Source organism: Nitrosomonas sp., assembly GCF_019752415.1.
Taxonomy (GTDB): domain Bacteria; phylum Pseudomonadota; class Gammaproteobacteria; order Burkholderiales; family Nitrosomonadaceae; genus Nitrosomonas.
In genome coordinates this window covers 54,602-71,676 of sequence record NZ_JAIEME010000025.1, presented here as the reverse complement: position 1 = coordinate 71,676, position 17,075 = coordinate 54,602, and the positions used below count along the sequence as shown (strand labels likewise).

Genomic DNA, 17,075 nt, shown 5'->3' with positions numbered 1-17,075 from the left:
GTTGTATGAACTCTGGAGAACATATTATGAGATTAAACGGTTTCACACTTATTGAGTTATTAATCACCGTTGCAATTGTTGGCATTCTCGCATCAGTTGCCGTTCCTTCTTACCAAAATTACGTGAGAGATTCCAACCGCGCTGTCGCTAAGTCAATACTTTATGAGAATGCGCAATTTCTAGAACGATTCTATACGGAAAACAACCAATATGATGCGACTGTAGGAGCAGATGGGATCGCCAATACGGGTGATGATACAGTCGTTGTATTGCCTATTTTACAATCACCAAGAACAGGAACTGCCCAGTACAATATTGACTTTCTGGTCGTAGGAAATGCGAATTTCACACTCCGGGCGACTCCGGTCGGCTCAATGGCCGGCGATATTTGTGGCGTGCTTACGCTGACAAATGCAGGAGCACAGGGTGCGGGAGGTGATGTTGCAATGTGCTGGAATCGATAGTAAATACGTAAATAAACAGATAAGAAACAGTTTATTTATTCTCGAATTTCCTGTTCAATCTGATCGGCCGTCACATGGCGCACATCTTTACCCTTCACCATGTAAACAACATACTCGGACATATTTTTTGCATGATCGCCAATACGCTCGATTGCTTTGGCGATAAATACTATCTCCAAGCAAGTGGAGATTTTTCTTGGATCTTCCATCATGAACGTAATCAATTGTCGTAAGATGGAACGAAATTCTTCATCTACAAATTCGTCCTGCCGTACAATTTGCGCGGCAGCATGCAAATCTAACCGGGCAAAGGAATCGAGTGCTTTATGAAGCATGTCCATAGCAATATTGGCTACATGCTTGATTTCAATAAAGCGTGGTATATGCATACGATCTGTTGAATAGATCAATTTCGCCATTCGTGCAATTTTCGCAGCTTCGTCGCCAATGCGCTCCAAATCGGTAATGGTTTTGATAACCATCATGATCATGCGTAAATCACCTGCAGTGGGTTGCCGACGGGCAATAATCTGATTACAGATCTCATCAATCGATACTTCCATTGAGTTAACGCGATGGTCACGCGCAATTACCTGATCAATCAATTCTTCATTGCCGCTTGTCAATGCCTCAATTGCATGCTCGATTTGTTCTTCAACAAAACCACCCATTTGCAAAACACGTGTGCGCACTTCTTCAAGATCAGCATCAAACTGCTTGGAAATATGTTCTTTGGTTACCATGGCGTGCCTTTTTGGTATGGAATATGTGATGCGTTAAGTTTGCGGCTGCTAAAGATTAGCATTGTAAATCAGACAGTAATTGTCCGCACTCCATTATCGGTTCCCAGTAATAAAGTATCTGCTGAGCGCCGGGCAAAAAGACCATTTGTTACAACACCTGTAATCTGGTTCAGTGTCGCTTCCAGTTCAACTGGATTCAAAATTTGCAAGTTATGTACATCAAGAATCACATTGCCATTATCAGTGACGAATCCCTGGCGTAAAGCCGGCTGTCCTCCCAGGTGCACAATTTCACGTGCGACATAGCTGCGTGCCATGGGTATGACCTCAACGGGTAATGGAAAGTTGCCAAGGACACTTACCAGTTTGCTTTGGTCTGTAATGCAGATAAATTTGCGCGCGACAGCAGCTACAATTTTTTCCCGCGTTAAAGCACCGCCGCCACCTTTAATCATATGCAAATGTTCAGTAATTTCATCCGCACCGTCTACATAAACGGGCAAATCAATGACATTATTGAGATCAAGCACTTCGATACCGTAACTCTTCAGTCTCTGAGCAGTCACATCCGAACTTGCGACAGCACCTTCAATTTTATTTTTTATTTTAGACAGCTCTTCGATAAAGTAATTGGCGGTAGAACCTGTGCCCACCCCAACAATACAACCAACCGGAATATGCTGGATTGCAGCAGCTGCTGCAGCGCGTTTTTGTTCGTCTTGTGTCATTATGGCCTTATGTTGACAAAAAATTAATATCGCTTATCAGGATAGCGTTATCTGTAAATTTAAACAATGCTTCTGGCTGCCGAAAATAAAATTTGGAGAATTCGGAAAAGAATATACAAAATTATTATGGGCAATAAGCTTTTAAGATTGAAGTATAAAGATACTAAGAGAAAGTTAATTTTTACATAGTTATATGAAGATATAATTACATTGGTCACACTTTCAATTTTAATGTTACTGCAGCAAGTAAAGATTGAGTCGAGCGCAGTATAGTGTTAGAAAAACGGATCAAACCTCGCTGTGGGAATCCGGTAGCTTTTGAGCCATGATTTGAACTGTTTTACATCATTGAATAGCATCAAATCATGTTGAATGCGGTTGATCTGATTCCGTATCGTGCGTATGTCTTCATTCAACAGAGCAAACACCCGCTTGGGCGTCAAATGCGCATATTGTGCAAGCCCAGTCATTCGCCTGATGTCCAATTCCATATGTGCCACTTCTTGCTGAAGTTCTTCCAGCTGGTTTTGCAAGATTTTGTTGTAATACTTTAAGCGATCGTCGGCAATATTGTTAATTTTGCTCTGATTAATTTGCTCGACACTCAGTTGTAATTCCAGCAGTTGCAGCAAGTCTCTTTTTCCATAAGCAACCGTTACTTTTTGCATTAATTCGGTTTTACGTTCGCGCTCCGCTGGGTCCAGCTCTCGGTCTGGATGCAACACTGCTACCAGTTGCCGGTAAACTGCTTGGATCGATTTGCTGACATTGGCTTCCTCTTCCTGCTCACGCGCTTCCTTCTCCAATTGTTTGGCGGATTTTTTCCGCTTGGAGCGGGATTCTTGGGCTTGTTTCTGCCGCTCCTGCATTTTCTCAGCCAAGCGTGCCGCCATTTCTTCAGGGTTGGAACAGTCAAATTCATCATCGTTCAGTTCGACACCGAATTCCTGTTCGAACATCGATTTCATATATTCTCTGGCCATTTCATCGGTTTCCTGAACTGCGGCATCGTAATCCTGCTCGCTGTAACAATCATAAAGCGGTTTTAAATCCTCGCGTCCGTGTTGACCGATCAGTTCCTCGCATATGCTGGTAATCAGATGTGCAATTTTATCTCGCTGGTTGTGGGCGAGCTTCTGAGTACTATACAAAGTATCCAGCATTATCACCATTTCAGCTTGATGATCGCAGAATGAATTACGTAGCGGGATCAGTTTCCCGGCAATTTCCTGCTGGTATTGAGGCATTACTTCCTGCCACGTGGCCAGTAGCTTCTTCTGCGCATCAATTTTCTGAATTAATCCATTAAATTTTTTCTGTGCAGGTGAAAGATAAGTCTGTTGCTGACCTTCTTCAATTCGAACTACTTTGATTTTGTGATGTGGCATAACATGATGCGGGGCAGAAGTGAATGTGTGAAATTTTAACCTAATACGCCGGATTATTATTTACAAATCGGACATTCTGGATACTCATCAGATGCTGGCAGTGAAATTTTCTTTTCACGGTTCTGTTGATTGCATGATTACCCAAATTAGACAAGTGATCGTTTGATAAGCACAAGCTAATTGTGCGGTTTTAGAATTGCAATATGCTTGATCAAACCATCCGGAGTGAAGTAGATGCGCTCCAATCCTTGTCGTTCCACTTGCTCACCGGAAGAGGCATCCATTCCGGTCATTACAAACGCGAATTCCACGCCATTATCTCCAATGCAACGATATTTCGCTACCTCCCAGTAAGCATCAGGGAAGAGGGTGAAAAAGCTGGTCATCATGGCATGAATCGCTGTGCTGCCTTTGTATTCACCAAAATAAGCAGAATGGTAGGTGGCATTGTCTGCGAACAGGAGTTGAATCAGCGGGAGATTGTGATCGTTGGATAACGTCACATAGTTTTTTGCCAGTTCAATCGATTTATTGGTATCCATTGCATTTTATCTGTCAAGAAATTCGTAGCGCTGCTCGCTACGCATCACACTGATTTTGATTCCGCGCGAGTGAAAATCCACTCATCCCGGCTGCTGGCATCTTCACTAAACTGATAACCTGAGCTAGTGAAGTGTTTGATATCTTCAGGATTTGTCAGCTTGTTCTGGATGATATAGCGGCTCATCAAGCCACGCGCTTTCTTGGCGAAAAAGCTGATTATTTTGTAAACACCGTTTTTTTCATCTTTGAAGACCGGGGTGATGATGCGCGCATTTAATTTATTCTTCTGGACGGATTGGAAATATTCAATGGAAGCCAAGTTGATCAGAATATCTGATTTTTGTTTTTTTAGATCCTGATTGAGTGCTTGGGTAATTTTATCGCCCCAGAATTCGTACAGATTATTGCCGCGCGAATTCTTGAACTGGGTGCCCATTTCCAGCCGGTAAGCCTGCATCAGATCCAGCGGGCGCAACACGCCATACAATCCGGACAGAATGCGTAAATGATCCTGCGCAAAAGCCAAATCTGCAACGGTCAGTGTATCTGCATCCAAACCTGTGTAAACATCTCCTTTAAAAGCGAGTACTGCCTGTTTGGCATTTTTCATGTCAAATGGGCGATTCCAGGCGAAATAGCGGTTTGAATTTAGAACAGCGAGATTAGGGCTGATCGACATCAACTTGCCGACTTGATCCGGTTCCAGTTTTCTGAGTTGCTCAATCAGTTCGGTTGAGTCATCGAGAAAACCGGGCTGCGTATGTTTCTGCGTGATGGCTGGCGTTTCAAAATCCAGTGTTTTTGCCGGCGAAATAACAATAATCATGGGTTCTCATCCTGAAATAAAAATATTATCAGATTTACTCATGGAGAAGGATTACTTATGGGTTGCACAATGAATCCTTAAATATGCTTGCAGTATCTCCTTTTGCAGCACGGTACTTCGTGGCTTTTTAAACGCCGTGCGCTATCATGTGCTGAATGAATAGGTGGAACAGGTAAAAGCAAATGGTTGCTTGGTGGTGAATATGACTGAAAACCAGAATCCGGAACAAAAAGCCCGCGATAACATTGATGCATTGCTTAGGCAAGCGGGCTGGGTTGTTCAATCAGCCAAAAAGATCGATCTGAATGTTGGATTAGGCCAAGCGGTGCGTGAATACCAGACCGATGCCGGTCCGGCGGATTACGTGCTGTTCGTGGATAAAAAAGCAATCGGCGTAATCGAAGCCAAACGTGAAGAAGAAGGTCAACGGCTCACTGCTCATGAAGCGCAAACTGAAGACTACGCGGCGGCTACGCTCAAGTGGATCAATAACAAAAAACCGTCACCTTTTCTCTACCAAAGCACCGGCATCATCACCCGCTTCACCGATGGTCGTGATCCCAAACCCTGCTCGCGTGAAGTGTTCTGCTTCCATCGCCCGGAAACGCTGAAGGAATGGATGGCACAAGGTATCAGTTTGCGCGAACGTCTGCACCACATTCCGCTGCTCAATCCCGATCATTTGCCCGCGAGGGAATTGCACCTGCGCGATTGTCAGGAAATCGCCATCATCAATCTGGAAGTCTCATTTAAGGCAGATCGACCACGTGCACTGATTCAAATGGCAACCGGTGCGGGCAAAACCTACACCGCCATCACCTCTATTTACCGCCTGCTCAAATACGCGGATGCCAAGCGCATTCTGTTTCTGGTCGATACCAAAAATCTTGGCGAGCAGGCTGAACAGGAAATGATGTCGTATGTGCCGCTCGACGATAATCGTAAGTTTACCGAGCTGTACAACGTGCAGCGGCTCAAATCTTCATTCGTCGCCAAGGATAGCCAAGTGTGCATCAGCACCATCCAGCGCTTGTATTCCATCCTGAAAGACACGCCGCTCGATGATGCCGCCGAAGAAATCAACCCCGCAGAATTGGCGCTACCCAAAACGCCGATGCCCGTGGTGTATAACGAAAAAGTCCCGCCGGAATTCTTCGATTTCATCTTTATCGACGAATGCCACCGCTCCATCTACAACCTGTGGCAACAAGTCATCGACTATTTCGATGCCAGCTTGATCGGCCTCACCGCCACGCCGGACAATCGCACTTACGGCTTCTTCAAGAAAAACGTAGTCAGCGATTACAGCCACGAAAAAGCCGTGGCCGATGGCGTCAACGTTGGCAATGAGGTCTACGTGATCGAAACACAGATCACCCAGCAAGGCGCGCAGATCGCCGCCAAGCAACAGGTGGAAAAACGCGAAAAGCTCACGCGCAAAAAGCGCTGGGAGATGCAGGACGAAGACGAAGCCTATTCCGCCACGCAATTGGATCGCAACATTATCAATCTTGATCAGATCCGCACTGTCATCCGCACTTTCCGCGACAAGCTGCCGGAGATTTTTCCCGAACGCCGCGAGGTGCCAAAGACCCTGATCTTCGCCAAAACCGACAGCCATGCTGACGACATCATCCAGACCGTGCGCGAGGAATTCGGTGAGGGCAATGCCTTTTGCAAAAAGCTCACCTACAAAACCGAGGAAGACCCCAAGTCCGTGTTGCAGCAATTCCGCAATGAATATTACCCGCGCATTGCCGTCACTGTGGATATGATCGCCACCGGCACCGACGTCAAGCCGCTGGAATGCCTGTTGTTCATGCGAGACGTGAAAAGCCGCAACTACTTCGAGCAAATGAAAGGCCGTGGCACGCGCACGCTGGACAAGGATGACCTGAAAAAGGTCACGCCCTCCGCCGTCAGCGCCAAAACGCACTATGTGATCGTCGATGCCATCGGCGTCACCCAATCGCTCAAGACCGCCAGCCAGCCGCTCATTACCAAACCCAGCGTGCCACTCAAGGATTTGGCGATGAGCGTGATGATGGGTGCAACCGATGAAGACACTGTCAGCTCGCTCGCCGGTCGCCTGGCGCGGCTCAACAAACAACTCGATACCGATGACCAGCGCCGCATCCGCGAACTCTCCGGCGGTATGGAACTCACCCAGTTTGTCGGCAAATTATTCAGCGCAATCGACGCCGACAACATCGAAGCCCGTGCGCTGGAACTGGCAAAGCTCCCCATCGGCTCAGACCCCGGCGACGACAAACGCCAACAGGCGCAACAGCAATTAGTAACTGAAGCCGCGAAAGTATTGAACGGCGAACTGGTCGAACTCATCGAATCCATCCGCCGCGACAAGGAACAAACCATCGACCACGACAACATCGACACAGTGTTGCGCGCCGAATGGGACAAAGACGCCGCCAATAATGCGCAAGCTTTAACCGATGAATTTGCCGGTTACCTGAAATCGAATCAGGACAACATCGCCGCACTGACCATCTTTTTCAGCCAGCCGTATCGCAGGCGCGAACTCAGCTATGCCCTGATCCGCCAAGTGCTGGATAAACTGAAAACCGACAAACCCAAACTCGTGCCGCTGCGCGTGTGGCAAGCGTATCAACAACTGGAATCCCGGCATTCCCTGTCACCCTCGAAAAGGCGGGGGGCAGGCGGAAATCCAGTCAATGAACTCACCACACTGGTCGCACTGATTCGCCGTGTATGCGGCTGGGACAAAATCCTAACCCCCTTCGACGACACCGTGCGCCGCAATTTCCAAAGCTGGATTATGCAACGCCACGCCGGCAGCGGTGAGAAGTTCAACGAAGAACAAATGCACTGGTTGCACATGATCCGCGATCACGTTGCGAACTCCTTCCACATTGAACGCGGCGACTTGGAAATGGCGCCGCTCGACGCACAAGGCGGATTGGGGAGGATGCATCAGTTGTTTGGGGCAAGGATGGAGCCCCGTTGTTGGATGAATTGAATGAAGTGCTGGTGGGTTGATGAGTAGCTTTACAAAGGATTTGCACAAGACTTGGGAGCTAACCACTTTAGGTGAGGTATATCAGGTAATTGGCGGCGGCACCCCTTCAACCGAAATTCCTGGTTACTGGGACGGCGACATCCCTTGGATTACGAGTGCTGATATTGAAGGTGTGCGTCAGATAAATATTCGGAAGTACGTTACTGAAAAAGGTATCTCTGGAAGTACAACCAACAGAGTTCCAGCCAAAACTCTTCTAGTTGTAACTCGTGTTGGACTTGGAAAAATAGCAATCGCTGAAGAACCAATTTGTTTCAGTCAAGACTTGCAAGGATTAATCCAGAATCCAAAGCTGATATTTCCTGAATACACACTCTATCTTCTTAGCTATAAACTTCAATTCTTAAAATTTGATGGGCGTGGAACAACCATTTCAGGGATAACGAAGAAGCAACTAAAGGATTTGGATTTCCCGCTTCCTCCACTTAGAGAACAATACCGCATCGTCGCCAAAATCGAAGAACTATTTTCCGAGCTGGACAAGGGCATCGAGAACCTGAAAACCGCCCAATCACAGCTCAAAGTGTATCGCCAAGCGCTGCTGAAGCACGCGTTCGAAGGCAAGCTCACTGCACAGTGGCGCGCGGAGCGGAACGTCACCCCCGCGAAGGCGGGGGCCCAGCCTTTGAACGACATGGATTCCCGCCTTCGCGGGAATGACAAACCCCTCGAAACCGCCGAAGCCTTGCTGAAACGCATCCAGCAAGAGCGCGCGCAACGCTACCAGCAACAACTCGCCGACTGGGAAAAATCCCCCTCTATCCCCCTTTTACAAAGGGGGAAGCCAGCCAGCACCGCGCACATTCCCCCCTTAGAAAAAGGGGGGCGAGGGGGGATTTCAAAACCCAAACCCCCTAAATCCTTGCCGCCACTCACTGCTGAAGAACTGGCCGGATTACCTGAATTGCCGGAGGGATGGGGGTGGGTTAAATATGGTGAATTAACCGTAGGCTCACAAAATGGCATTTCTAAAAGAAGTGGCGAAACAGGAAGAGAACTTGTTGTCTTAAGACTGGCGGACATCACTGACCAGAAAATATCTCTCGATAACCCACGAAAAATATTGCTTACTGAAAATGAGATTAATAATTACAGACTTTTCAAAAATGACTTAATTTGCATTCGTGTTAATGGGAGCGCAGATTTGGTTGGGAGGATAATTTCGATAAAAGAAGACATGGAAGTTGCATACTGCGATCACTTTATTCGCTATAGGTTACTTAACAAAATTATTTCTCCTATCTATTTACAACACTTTTTTAACACTCTGAGCGTTAGGCGGTATGTTGAACTAAACAAGGTTTCAAGTGCCGGGCAGAATACAGTTAATCAAGAGATGCTGGGCTCAGTGCTTGTCGCTATTTGTGGCGCAGAAGAACAAGAAGTAATCGTGGAGCTTTTGGACACACAATTATCCGAAACCGACCAACTCGACCAAACCATCACCACCTCCCTACAACAAGCCGAAGCCCTGCGCCAATCCATCCTGAAAAAAGCTTTTTCCGGCCAACTGGTGCCGCAAGACCCGAATGACGAACCTGCTTCGGCGCTGCTGACGCGCATCAAGGCGGAGCGGGCTGATACTGCGCTCAAGACAAAAAGGAAAACGACATGAACACGCTGCACCTTTTTGCTTTAAAAGATTTTTCCATTCCCGCAAGCACATCCTGGTATCTCGCCGATCTCGGCGAATTCCGCGGCAAGCAGGCGCTTTATACGCAGCAGTCGCCGCAGCGGCTGAGAACCCTGCGCGAGCATGCGCTGATCGAGAGCGCGGTTTCTTCCAACCGTATCGAAGGCGTGTCGGTTGATCCGTCGCGGGTGCGCGAGGTGCTGGTTGCGGCCAATCCTTTGTTCCGGGATCGCGACGAGGAAGAGGTGCGCGGCTATCGCGATGCGTTGAAGCTCATTCATGAAGGGGCTGCGCACATGCCGGTGAGCGAGGCGGCGATATGCGAGCTGCACCGGCTGGCACGCGGGCAAATCTGGGATGCGGGCCAATACAAGGAAAAAGACGGCGACATCATCGAGCGTTATGCGAATGGTCGTGAACGGGTGCGTTTCCGCCCGGTGTCTGCGGCGGGCACCCCTGCCGCAATGATGGAGCTGGTTACTGATTGGCAGCATTGCCTGGATGATCGTTGGGCGCATCCGCTGATTGCGATGGCGGCATTCAATCTGGATTTTCTGTGCATTCATCCTTTCCGCGATGGCAACGGGCGCGTGTCGCGGTTGGCGCTTTTGCTTCAGTGTTATCAATCGGGCTATGAGGTGGGGCGCTATATCAGCCTTGAGCGTTTGATCGAAGAAAACAAGAATCGCTATTACGAGACGCTGGAGCACAGCTCGCAGGGTTGGCATGATGGCAAGCATGATCCGTGGCCTTACATCAACTACGTGTTGTCCATTCTCAAGATGGCTTACCGCGAATTTTCTGAGTGTGTGGGTGAAGTGAAAGCGCCACGCGGCTCGAAAACCAATCTGGTGTTGGCAGCTATCGACCGCTTTGTGGGCGAATTTACTGTGGCTCAGGTGGAGCAGTCTTGTCCCGGTGTGAGCAAAGACATGGTGCGTCGTGTTTTGCGCGAGCAGCAAAATGCAAACGCAGTCGAATGCCAGGGCAGAGGTCCAGCGGCTCGATGGAAAAAGAAAGGGTAATTACCCTTTAGTAAGGGTAATTACCCTTTAGTAAGGGTAATAGAGAGGGTAATAACTGTCGAAAGTAGCAAGGGCGCCCTTGCCGTCATTCCCGCGCAGGCGGGAATCCATGTTGATTAAGGGCTGATTCCTTGCCTGTGAAAAAAACGAGGACGGTTGCATAATGGAAAAACAAGCTGCGGTTTATATTCTGGCGAGCCAATATAACGGCACTTTGTATATCGGAGTAACCAGTAATCTGATTCAACGAGTCTGGCAGCGATTCAACGCGAGAAGCAGCTTAAAAAGCTGGAATAGACAATGGAAAATAAATTTGATCGAAAAGATGAATCCGACATGGAAAGATTTATGGCCGGACTTGGTGTAAGGCTGGATTCCCGCCTACGCGGGAATGACGAAGTATTCGGGGCAAAGACATGAACGCAACTGCTCCATCGTTTCAAAAGTCTGGAGTTTCTGCACCACGTTGCGCGATGACGGGGTGGGTTATGGCGATTATCTGGAGCAACTCACGTATTTGATTTTCCTGAAGATGGCGGATGAATACAGCCAGCCGCCGTATAACCGCACCGTGGATATTCCTGCCGAGTACAACTGGCAAAGCCTTAAGCTCAAGCGTGGCGCGGAACTGGAGGTGCATTATGTGACGCTGCTGATGGAGCTGGGCAAAAAGCCGGGAATGCTGGGGACGATTTTTACCAAGGCGCAAAACAAAATCCAGGACCCGGCCAAACTGTACCGCCTGATCGATATGGTGAACGAAACCCAGTGGGTGACGATGGGCGCTGATGTGAAGGGCGACATCTACGAGGGACTGTTGGAACGCAACGCGGAAGATACCAAGTCCGGTGCAGGGCAATACTTCACGCCGCGCGCATTGATCCGGGCAATGGTGCAATGCGTGCGCCCGGAACCCGGCAAGACCATTGCCGATCCGGCGTGCGGCACAAGCGGATTCTTTCTGGCGGCGTATGATTTTCTGGTCGCCGAGCATGCGATGGATAAAACACAAAAAGCATTTCTCAAATACGAAACGTTTTTCGGCAATGAATTGTCGCGAGTACACGCCGACTCGCTTTGATGAATATGTTTTTGCATAACATTGGCGAGATCGACGGCGATAGCATGATTTCGCCCAATGATGCGCTAGTGGCTGATTCCGGGCGCCGCTTCGATTACGTGCTGGCGAATCCGCCGTTCGGCAAGAAGAGCGCGATGAGTTTCACCAATGATGAAGGGGAACAGGAAAAAGACGATCTGACTTATAACCGGCAGGATTTCTGGGCAACGACTTCCAACAAACAACTCAACTTCGTGCAGCATATCCGCACCATGCTGAAAACAACCGGGCGGGCTGCGGTGGTGGTGCCGGATAATGTGCTGTTTGAAGGCGGGGCGGGGGAAACAGTACGCAAGAAACTACTGGAAACCACCGATTTGCACACGATCTTGCGATTGCCTACCGGCATTTTCTACGCCAACGGCGTGAAAGCAAACGTGCTGTTTTTTGATAACCGGGAAGCCAGCAAAGAACCGTGGACAAAAGCAGTCTGGTATTACGATTACCGCACCAATATCCATCACACGTTAAAAAAGAAACCGCTGCGCTTTGAGGATTTGCAGGAATTCATCACTTGCTATAACCCGCTGAACCGCCACGAGCGCAAGGAGACATGGAACGAGCAAAGCAATCCGGAGGGCCGCTGGCGCAAATTCAGTTATGAGCAAATCATCGCACGCGACAAAACCAGTCTGGATATTTTTTGGCTAAAGGATAAGAGTTTGGCCGATTTGGACAATCTGCCCGAGCCGGATGTGCTGGCGGGTGAAATCATCGAGAATCTTGAGGCCGGGCTGAACAGCTTCAGAGAAATTGCAGCGGCGCTGTCAGATTAAAGTCAATTCAGGGGATTGCGCTAAAGAAAGGGTTCTAGCACGGAATACCAGTTCTATTTTTGGGACCAGTGCTTAAGTTTTTGGCTGCTATCAAAGTACACATAAGTTCCGGTTCCAACACCCAAAAAATCAGCGCCAACCACTAAAAAATCAGCGCCGGGAAGATGGTATTCCCATGTGTCTCCACTTGCGCTTTTGCGCGTTCCATAACACCATTTACAAGGAAGCCCCCAGGAAGCTATCACTTGTTCTTGTGTCATGCCAACGACCAGCTCCTTAAGATCGATCGCCCTGCGTATTTCTTCCGGCATGCTGTTGTCAGATAATACATCTTGTCTGATTCTATTTTCTCTGACTGATCCGCATCCATTAAGCAGGAGGATTGCTGCTATTAATGTAAGTGATAATTTTTTCTTCATTGAGAAAATAATCCATTGATAATTAAATTTTCTGCTACTTTTTTTATTTTAGTCTGTATATGGACAGATAGGGCGGTTTTTTATTGAAAGTAACCGAGAAAATACCTTGCCACAGCTTGCAATCTGTGAGGGGGCGTCCTATTTGGTACTAAATAAATAGAAAGAAAAAAAGCGCGAAAAGAGCATGAACCAATGTGTTAGAAAAAATATCAAGCAAAAACTAATTTGGTACAAAATATCAAAAAATAGGACGAAAATAGAATTTTTTTGCGTCTTATTTGGCACTTATTAGGACAAAAGTATAATAATTTGCGTCCTATTCGATTCATAAATAGAATAAATACTAATTGCAATAACTTTTTGGGTAAATTGTTGAATTTGTTTCAACATCAGTTTCCGCATATAACTTACTTGCATTTGTATGCTGTAGTTAAAAATTTGATTTATTTCAAACTAAAGTATTATATTATTCAGCCTTTAATGAGCTGAGAGCAGTTGAAATCACTTCTGCAGAAACGCATTGCTCATTGCCTTTTGCATCACGCATAAACGTCATACATGCAACATTTCCCTCGTCATCTAGAAGTGGACCCCCTCCTGTACCTAAAAGATAGTCTTGATTGTTGATATTCAATTTTACTTTTAAGCCATATGCAGAAATATCCTTATCGCGGGAAACTACATCTAGAAATGACATTTTTCCAGACTCAACTACTACCCCCAGAACTATACTAAGTAGACTACGGTCGTTAGTGTTTAAAGAGTTTAGATGGTAGGAGATGTGAGAAACAGCACTTCCAACTGGCAATTGTTTTCTAGATAGATGTAAAAAAGTAGGCGATTCAGCATCTAGCTTCAGAAAAACGAGCAAACCTTCTGGACTATTTCTTCGAGAAGTGACCTGAGCTTTCTTTCCATCCCCAAATTGGATCGACATTAAGGACTTTGTCGATTTAGTTCGATCAATGCAGTATCTTGGTATTACAACCCAACCTTGCTTCCCTCCAATTACGAAACCATTGCAAATGGCTACTTCATTTTCCAAAAGCTTTACGATTGCTCTATCTCTCCCTTCAAGCACGCTGCCAAGTGCCTCATGAGCCGGTTTATAAGATTCCGACTCACGTGACGCAATGTTAGTCAGAGCCGTGATGGCGGGAGCTGATGAATTTGCCGAGTCAGTTCTTGCCAACTGCGCTAATGCATTAATAGATCCTTGTCCTCCATATGTTTCTGCTACTCGTGCGGCGACTTCGGGTGATGCTAAAGCACTAATAGCTATTACAGCTGCTTGCTTGCTCGGTTCATCTTTAATAAGGTGGGGAATCATCTTTTCTACGGTTTGCATTTCTAATAATCGATTTTGATATTGCTTATTCGCTTGTTCTTGACGCACTTGTGAACTTGTCAGTGCTAGTTGCCGCTCGTTATAGGAGCTAGTAAAATGCCACCCAATAGCTGCAATGAACAAGCTAGAAAGAAAGGTAAATACCCCTGTAAGACTCGATAGTCGATCCCAAACGTCTCGTGAAGATTTGCTGATTTTAAGACCATCCAGCAAAGAAACGGGATTAGCGCCAGCGTTAAGAAGTAGTTCTGTTATCTGCCTGTGGCCATGATTCGCTGAGGCGGCTAAGGCACTTTCCGTATCAAGTCTTGCATTTGGTGATATACCCGCACGTAAATACAGTTGCACCGCATTAGCATTACCACTTTTTACGTAGCGTATAAAATTTTTTTCTGAAAACGGCATTCCTCGACGCGCCAATTCATTTTTGGCTGCAGTAATTAGAGCTTCTGATTGGTTATCGAATTCTTCCATTTGTTCAAATTAGAAATAAATGAGATTAGTTTTGCTCTAACATAAACAATAAATGCATGATTTAATATTTTTCATATTCTTCGCCCATACCAAATAACCCGCCCTACAACATTCAATATCGGCAATCTCTTTTTTTAGCTGTTCAAACTCTGCGCCCTTGGCTTTACTTGCCTGTTTGCGTAAGAAGTTTATTTGTTCGCGTATGGTTGCATCATCGGCTTGTGCTTTCTGAATTGCAGGCTCTAATTCTTCACGTTGCAGTTTTTCCCATTTGGTCAACGGCGCAGTTGCTGCCATTTGTACGGCTGTTTTCCGGCTACCCGGTGGAAGCGCTGCACATGTCCAAATATTTACAGGCTCAAAATAATCAGCTTTAACACGCACCCGGTATTTGCCTTGAGCGGCGGCGCTGATTGCTGCCAGCACCATCATTGCAGATAATTCAGGCGGGGTTTCTGTGGATTTACTTAAAGCAGTTACAAAGTCCTGAATGCTGCCAGGAAAGACATCATCCGGCCATGGCGGAAGCCTGACGGATTCCAAGCTGATAGGCGCTGGCCAGTTGTTCATATTTAGCTGCTCTGAATCAGCTTTACATTCATCGGGCACTGGTTCGCTATGCTGTTTTACTGCTTCTTTAAAATCATTCAGCAAAGTGCCATTATCAATCACACTTTTTGGTATTGGCTCATAACCATCCCAATCCAGTAAAACTTCAACAATTTTAGATGTTATCCAGTCAACAACATCACCAGCAGGCGGAAGATTGGGTAAACGTACTATGGTTATCGTAGGCGGTTTATCAAGGTTCATCAGGATTGCAGCCACGACCTTAATATAGCTTTCCCCAGCCTCATCATTGTCAGGAAGCATATAAACGAATTCACGCCCATTTAATGGTTTCCAGTCTGTTTTAAGGGCTGCTTTGCTACCGCCTTGCGAAGTAATCGCCACCAATCCCAAAGATTGCAAGGCTGTGGCGGCTTTTTCGCCTTCAACAATGAATACAGCACGCTTAAGTTCAGCTTGATTTAATACATCCAATCCAAACAATGGGCGCGGTTCGATTGCGCTGCCATGCTGCCAGTCGCGCCCGTTGCTGCGTTTAAAATAGGGCACAATCTCTTTCTTCTTGCCATCATCATCAAAGCGGGCAACATAACCAAGTGTTTCACTTTGAGGGTTTCGATACTCCCAAACAAATCGGCGCAGTTTGCCTTTGAATTTTTCGGGTATGCCCTGCATCATAACCCCCATTCATTCGATAGTTTTTGCACTGCTTCCGGAAAGCTCAGGCCGTCTCGCTGTTGAATGAATGCGATAATATCCCCACCCTTGGAACCACAAGAAAAGCAAAGGAAAGCACCGGTTTCAAGATTTACTCGAAAGCTTCCGGCGTGCTTATCAAGATGAAATGGACATAATCCGCCATCACGCCATCCACTGCCACGCTGCGGCGGCATTGCGGGTAATTCGCTGCGGTAAAAATCAACGGGGCGAATATAAGCCTTAACGTTCTGAAGTGATTGAGCAAGTGCCTTCATTTGCTGATTTCTTGCTGTTCATCAATCCACTGAAAAAACTTGGCTTCATCAATAAGCACTTTTCGGCCTATTCTTACCAGGGCAATATTCAGACCATTGCCTGTGATAATGCCTCTTGATGTTTTTCTACTTTCAGCTAAAAAAATTAGATTGCGGATTGCGCCTTGCGTGAAAGCCGAATGTTTGTCGCTGAACTGGCGAACAGTCAACAGTGTGCGGGGTTGTGAAGGTAAATCGGGATAAGCTGATTTAATAGCTTGCGTTACGGTAATATTATTATGCATCGTAAATCCTTTTCAGTTACCCGTTACGGCGCAAGATTGCTATGTAACAGGATGTTCTGGCTAAGACTCTACACTGCACATTTCCCAGCTAACATCACATCGGGAAGGCGGGACGGTAGCCGGGATAAATTATTTTTTTCGTAATGTTGAAAGAAAATTATCAAAAGTTTTTCGTTTCATCGTTTGCTCTATTCCACGGCGGGAAGTCCAATAAATAATATCTCCTGTAATTTCCTGCACAATCTCATTTTTATCATATGCCTTATCTTTTTGATCTGATTTCAGTGTTTTCCAAATAATTCCATTGTTTTTTGGGCAACCAAGGCTTTTATAGATATCTTCTATCAAACTATGTAACTCATTTTCCTTTTTATTATCTGATTTTGAATCAGTTTTTTCTTCTTGGTTTGAAGATTTAAGATGATCAGTAGCGAAACCATTGCGCTTTGCCCATGCAATCCAATTTGCTGGTGTGTCAAGGTCTTTAATTTGACCTGTCCTTATTGCAATATTAATCATTCCGCTAATTCTGATTTCAGCCTCAGCTCTCAGCATGCCACCTCGAACATATCGATCTACGAAAAAATTAGGTTGATTCATAATTTCAATTGTATCTAGCAGACCGTCATGTGTTATTTGTTTAATTGCTTCGACTACATCCCATAGTTCGAGATTGCTTTGAGTTATATTTTCAGACATGGC

General features: G+C 46.4%; 18 protein-coding genes. 7 read left to right on the top strand and 11 right to left on the bottom strand.

All coding sequences use genetic code 11. The annotated features are described in order from the left end of the window. Window positions 1–26 precede the first annotated feature (26 nt). Complete coding sequence (locus tag K2P83_RS05040) at window positions 27–464, top strand: type IV pilin protein (protein WP_292926901.1); 438 nt, start codon at window positions 27–29, stop codon at window positions 462–464. A gap of 35 nt (window positions 465–499) precedes the next feature. On the opposite strand, the gene phoU is transcribed toward K2P83_RS05040, so the two are convergent. From phoU to yaaA, 5 genes are all read right to left on the bottom strand, one after another. Beyond that, window positions 500–1,207: a phosphate signaling complex protein PhoU gene (gene phoU, locus K2P83_RS05035; protein ID WP_292926899.1), complete on the bottom strand. Its 708-nt coding sequence runs from the start codon at window positions 1,205–1,207 to the stop codon at window positions 500–502. A 68-nt stretch (window positions 1,208–1,275) separates the two neighbouring features. Beyond that, window positions 1,276–1,935, bottom strand: coding sequence for a ribose-5-phosphate isomerase RpiA (gene rpiA / locus K2P83_RS05030; protein WP_292926897.1), 660 nt, complete (start codon window positions 1,933–1,935; stop codon window positions 1,276–1,278). 275 nt (window positions 1,936–2,210) lie between these two features. Further along, window positions 2,211–3,323: a molecular chaperone DnaJ gene (locus K2P83_RS05025; RefSeq protein WP_292926895.1), complete on the bottom strand. Its 1,113-nt coding sequence runs from the start codon at window positions 3,321–3,323 to the stop codon at window positions 2,211–2,213. A 176-nt stretch (window positions 3,324–3,499) separates the two neighbouring features. Then, window positions 3,500–3,865, bottom strand: a complete 366-nt coding sequence (locus K2P83_RS05020) for a nuclear transport factor 2 family protein (protein ID WP_292926893.1) — start codon at window positions 3,863–3,865, stop codon at window positions 3,500–3,502. A gap of 44 nt (window positions 3,866–3,909) precedes the next feature. Further along, a complete protein-coding gene (yaaA, locus tag K2P83_RS05015; RefSeq protein WP_292926891.1) occupies window positions 3,910–4,692 on the bottom strand; it encodes a peroxide stress protein YaaA in 783 nt (260 codons plus the stop codon). Window positions 4,693–4,855: 163 nt separating this feature from the next. Between yaaA and K2P83_RS05010 the strand changes: the two genes are divergently transcribed. From K2P83_RS05010 to K2P83_RS04985, 6 genes are all read left to right on the top strand, one after another. Next, entirely contained in the window at window positions 4,856–7,690 is a 2,835-nt protein-coding gene (locus K2P83_RS05010) for a DEAD/DEAH box helicase family protein (RefSeq protein WP_292926889.1), read from the top strand. Window positions 7,691–7,709: 19 nt separating this feature from the next. Beyond that, window positions 7,710–9,365: a restriction endonuclease subunit S gene (locus K2P83_RS05005; RefSeq protein WP_292926887.1), complete on the top strand. Its 1,656-nt coding sequence runs from the start codon at window positions 7,710–7,712 to the stop codon at window positions 9,363–9,365. Next, window positions 9,362–10,408, top strand: a complete 1,047-nt coding sequence (locus tag K2P83_RS05000) for a Fic family protein (RefSeq protein WP_292926885.1) — start codon at window positions 9,362–9,364, stop codon at window positions 10,406–10,408. The genes K2P83_RS05005 and K2P83_RS05000 overlap by 4 nt, the downstream gene beginning before the upstream one ends. 163 nt (window positions 10,409–10,571) lie before the next feature. Then, on the top strand, window positions 10,572–10,775 hold the full coding sequence (locus tag K2P83_RS04995; protein WP_292926883.1) for a GIY-YIG nuclease family protein: 204 nt from the start codon (window positions 10,572–10,574) through the stop codon (window positions 10,773–10,775). A 24-nt stretch (window positions 10,776–10,799) separates the two neighbouring features. After that, window positions 10,800–11,489, top strand: coding sequence for an N-6 DNA methylase (locus K2P83_RS04990; RefSeq protein ID WP_292926881.1), 690 nt, complete (start codon window positions 10,800–10,802; stop codon window positions 11,487–11,489). Next, entirely contained in the window at window positions 11,489–12,304 is an 816-nt protein-coding gene (locus K2P83_RS04985; protein WP_292926965.1) for an N-6 DNA methylase, read from the top strand. The genes K2P83_RS04990 and K2P83_RS04985 overlap by 1 nt, the downstream gene beginning before the upstream one ends. A 53-nt stretch (window positions 12,305–12,357) precedes the next feature. Here K2P83_RS04985 and K2P83_RS04980 read toward each other — a convergent pair whose 3' ends face one another. The 6 genes from K2P83_RS04980 to K2P83_RS04955 form a co-directional block, all read right to left on the bottom strand. Further along, complete coding sequence (locus K2P83_RS04980; protein ID WP_292926879.1) at window positions 12,358–12,723, bottom strand: hypothetical protein; 366 nt, start codon at window positions 12,721–12,723, stop codon at window positions 12,358–12,360. A gap of 466 nt (window positions 12,724–13,189) precedes the next feature. Continuing rightward, window positions 13,190–14,545, bottom strand: a complete 1,356-nt coding sequence (locus K2P83_RS04975) for a hypothetical protein (protein ID WP_292926877.1) — start codon at window positions 14,543–14,545, stop codon at window positions 13,190–13,192. Window positions 14,546–14,581: 36 nt separating this feature from the next. Then, on the bottom strand, window positions 14,582–15,793 hold the full coding sequence (locus K2P83_RS04970; protein WP_292926875.1) for a DUF3987 domain-containing protein: 1,212 nt from the start codon (window positions 15,791–15,793) through the stop codon (window positions 14,582–14,584). Beyond that, window positions 15,790–16,089, bottom strand: coding sequence for a CHC2 zinc finger domain-containing protein (locus tag K2P83_RS04965; RefSeq protein WP_292926873.1), 300 nt, complete (start codon window positions 16,087–16,089; stop codon window positions 15,790–15,792). Before K2P83_RS04965 ends, K2P83_RS04970 begins: the two co-directional genes overlap by 4 nt. Further along, complete coding sequence (locus K2P83_RS04960; protein WP_292926871.1) at window positions 16,086–16,373, bottom strand: hypothetical protein; 288 nt, start codon at window positions 16,371–16,373, stop codon at window positions 16,086–16,088. The genes K2P83_RS04965 and K2P83_RS04960 overlap by 4 nt, the downstream gene beginning before the upstream one ends. Window positions 16,374–16,502: 129 nt before the next feature. Beyond that, window positions 16,503–17,072: a hypothetical protein gene (locus K2P83_RS04955; RefSeq protein WP_292926869.1), complete on the bottom strand. Its 570-nt coding sequence runs from the start codon at window positions 17,070–17,072 to the stop codon at window positions 16,503–16,505. Window positions 17,073–17,075 lie beyond the last annotated feature (3 nt).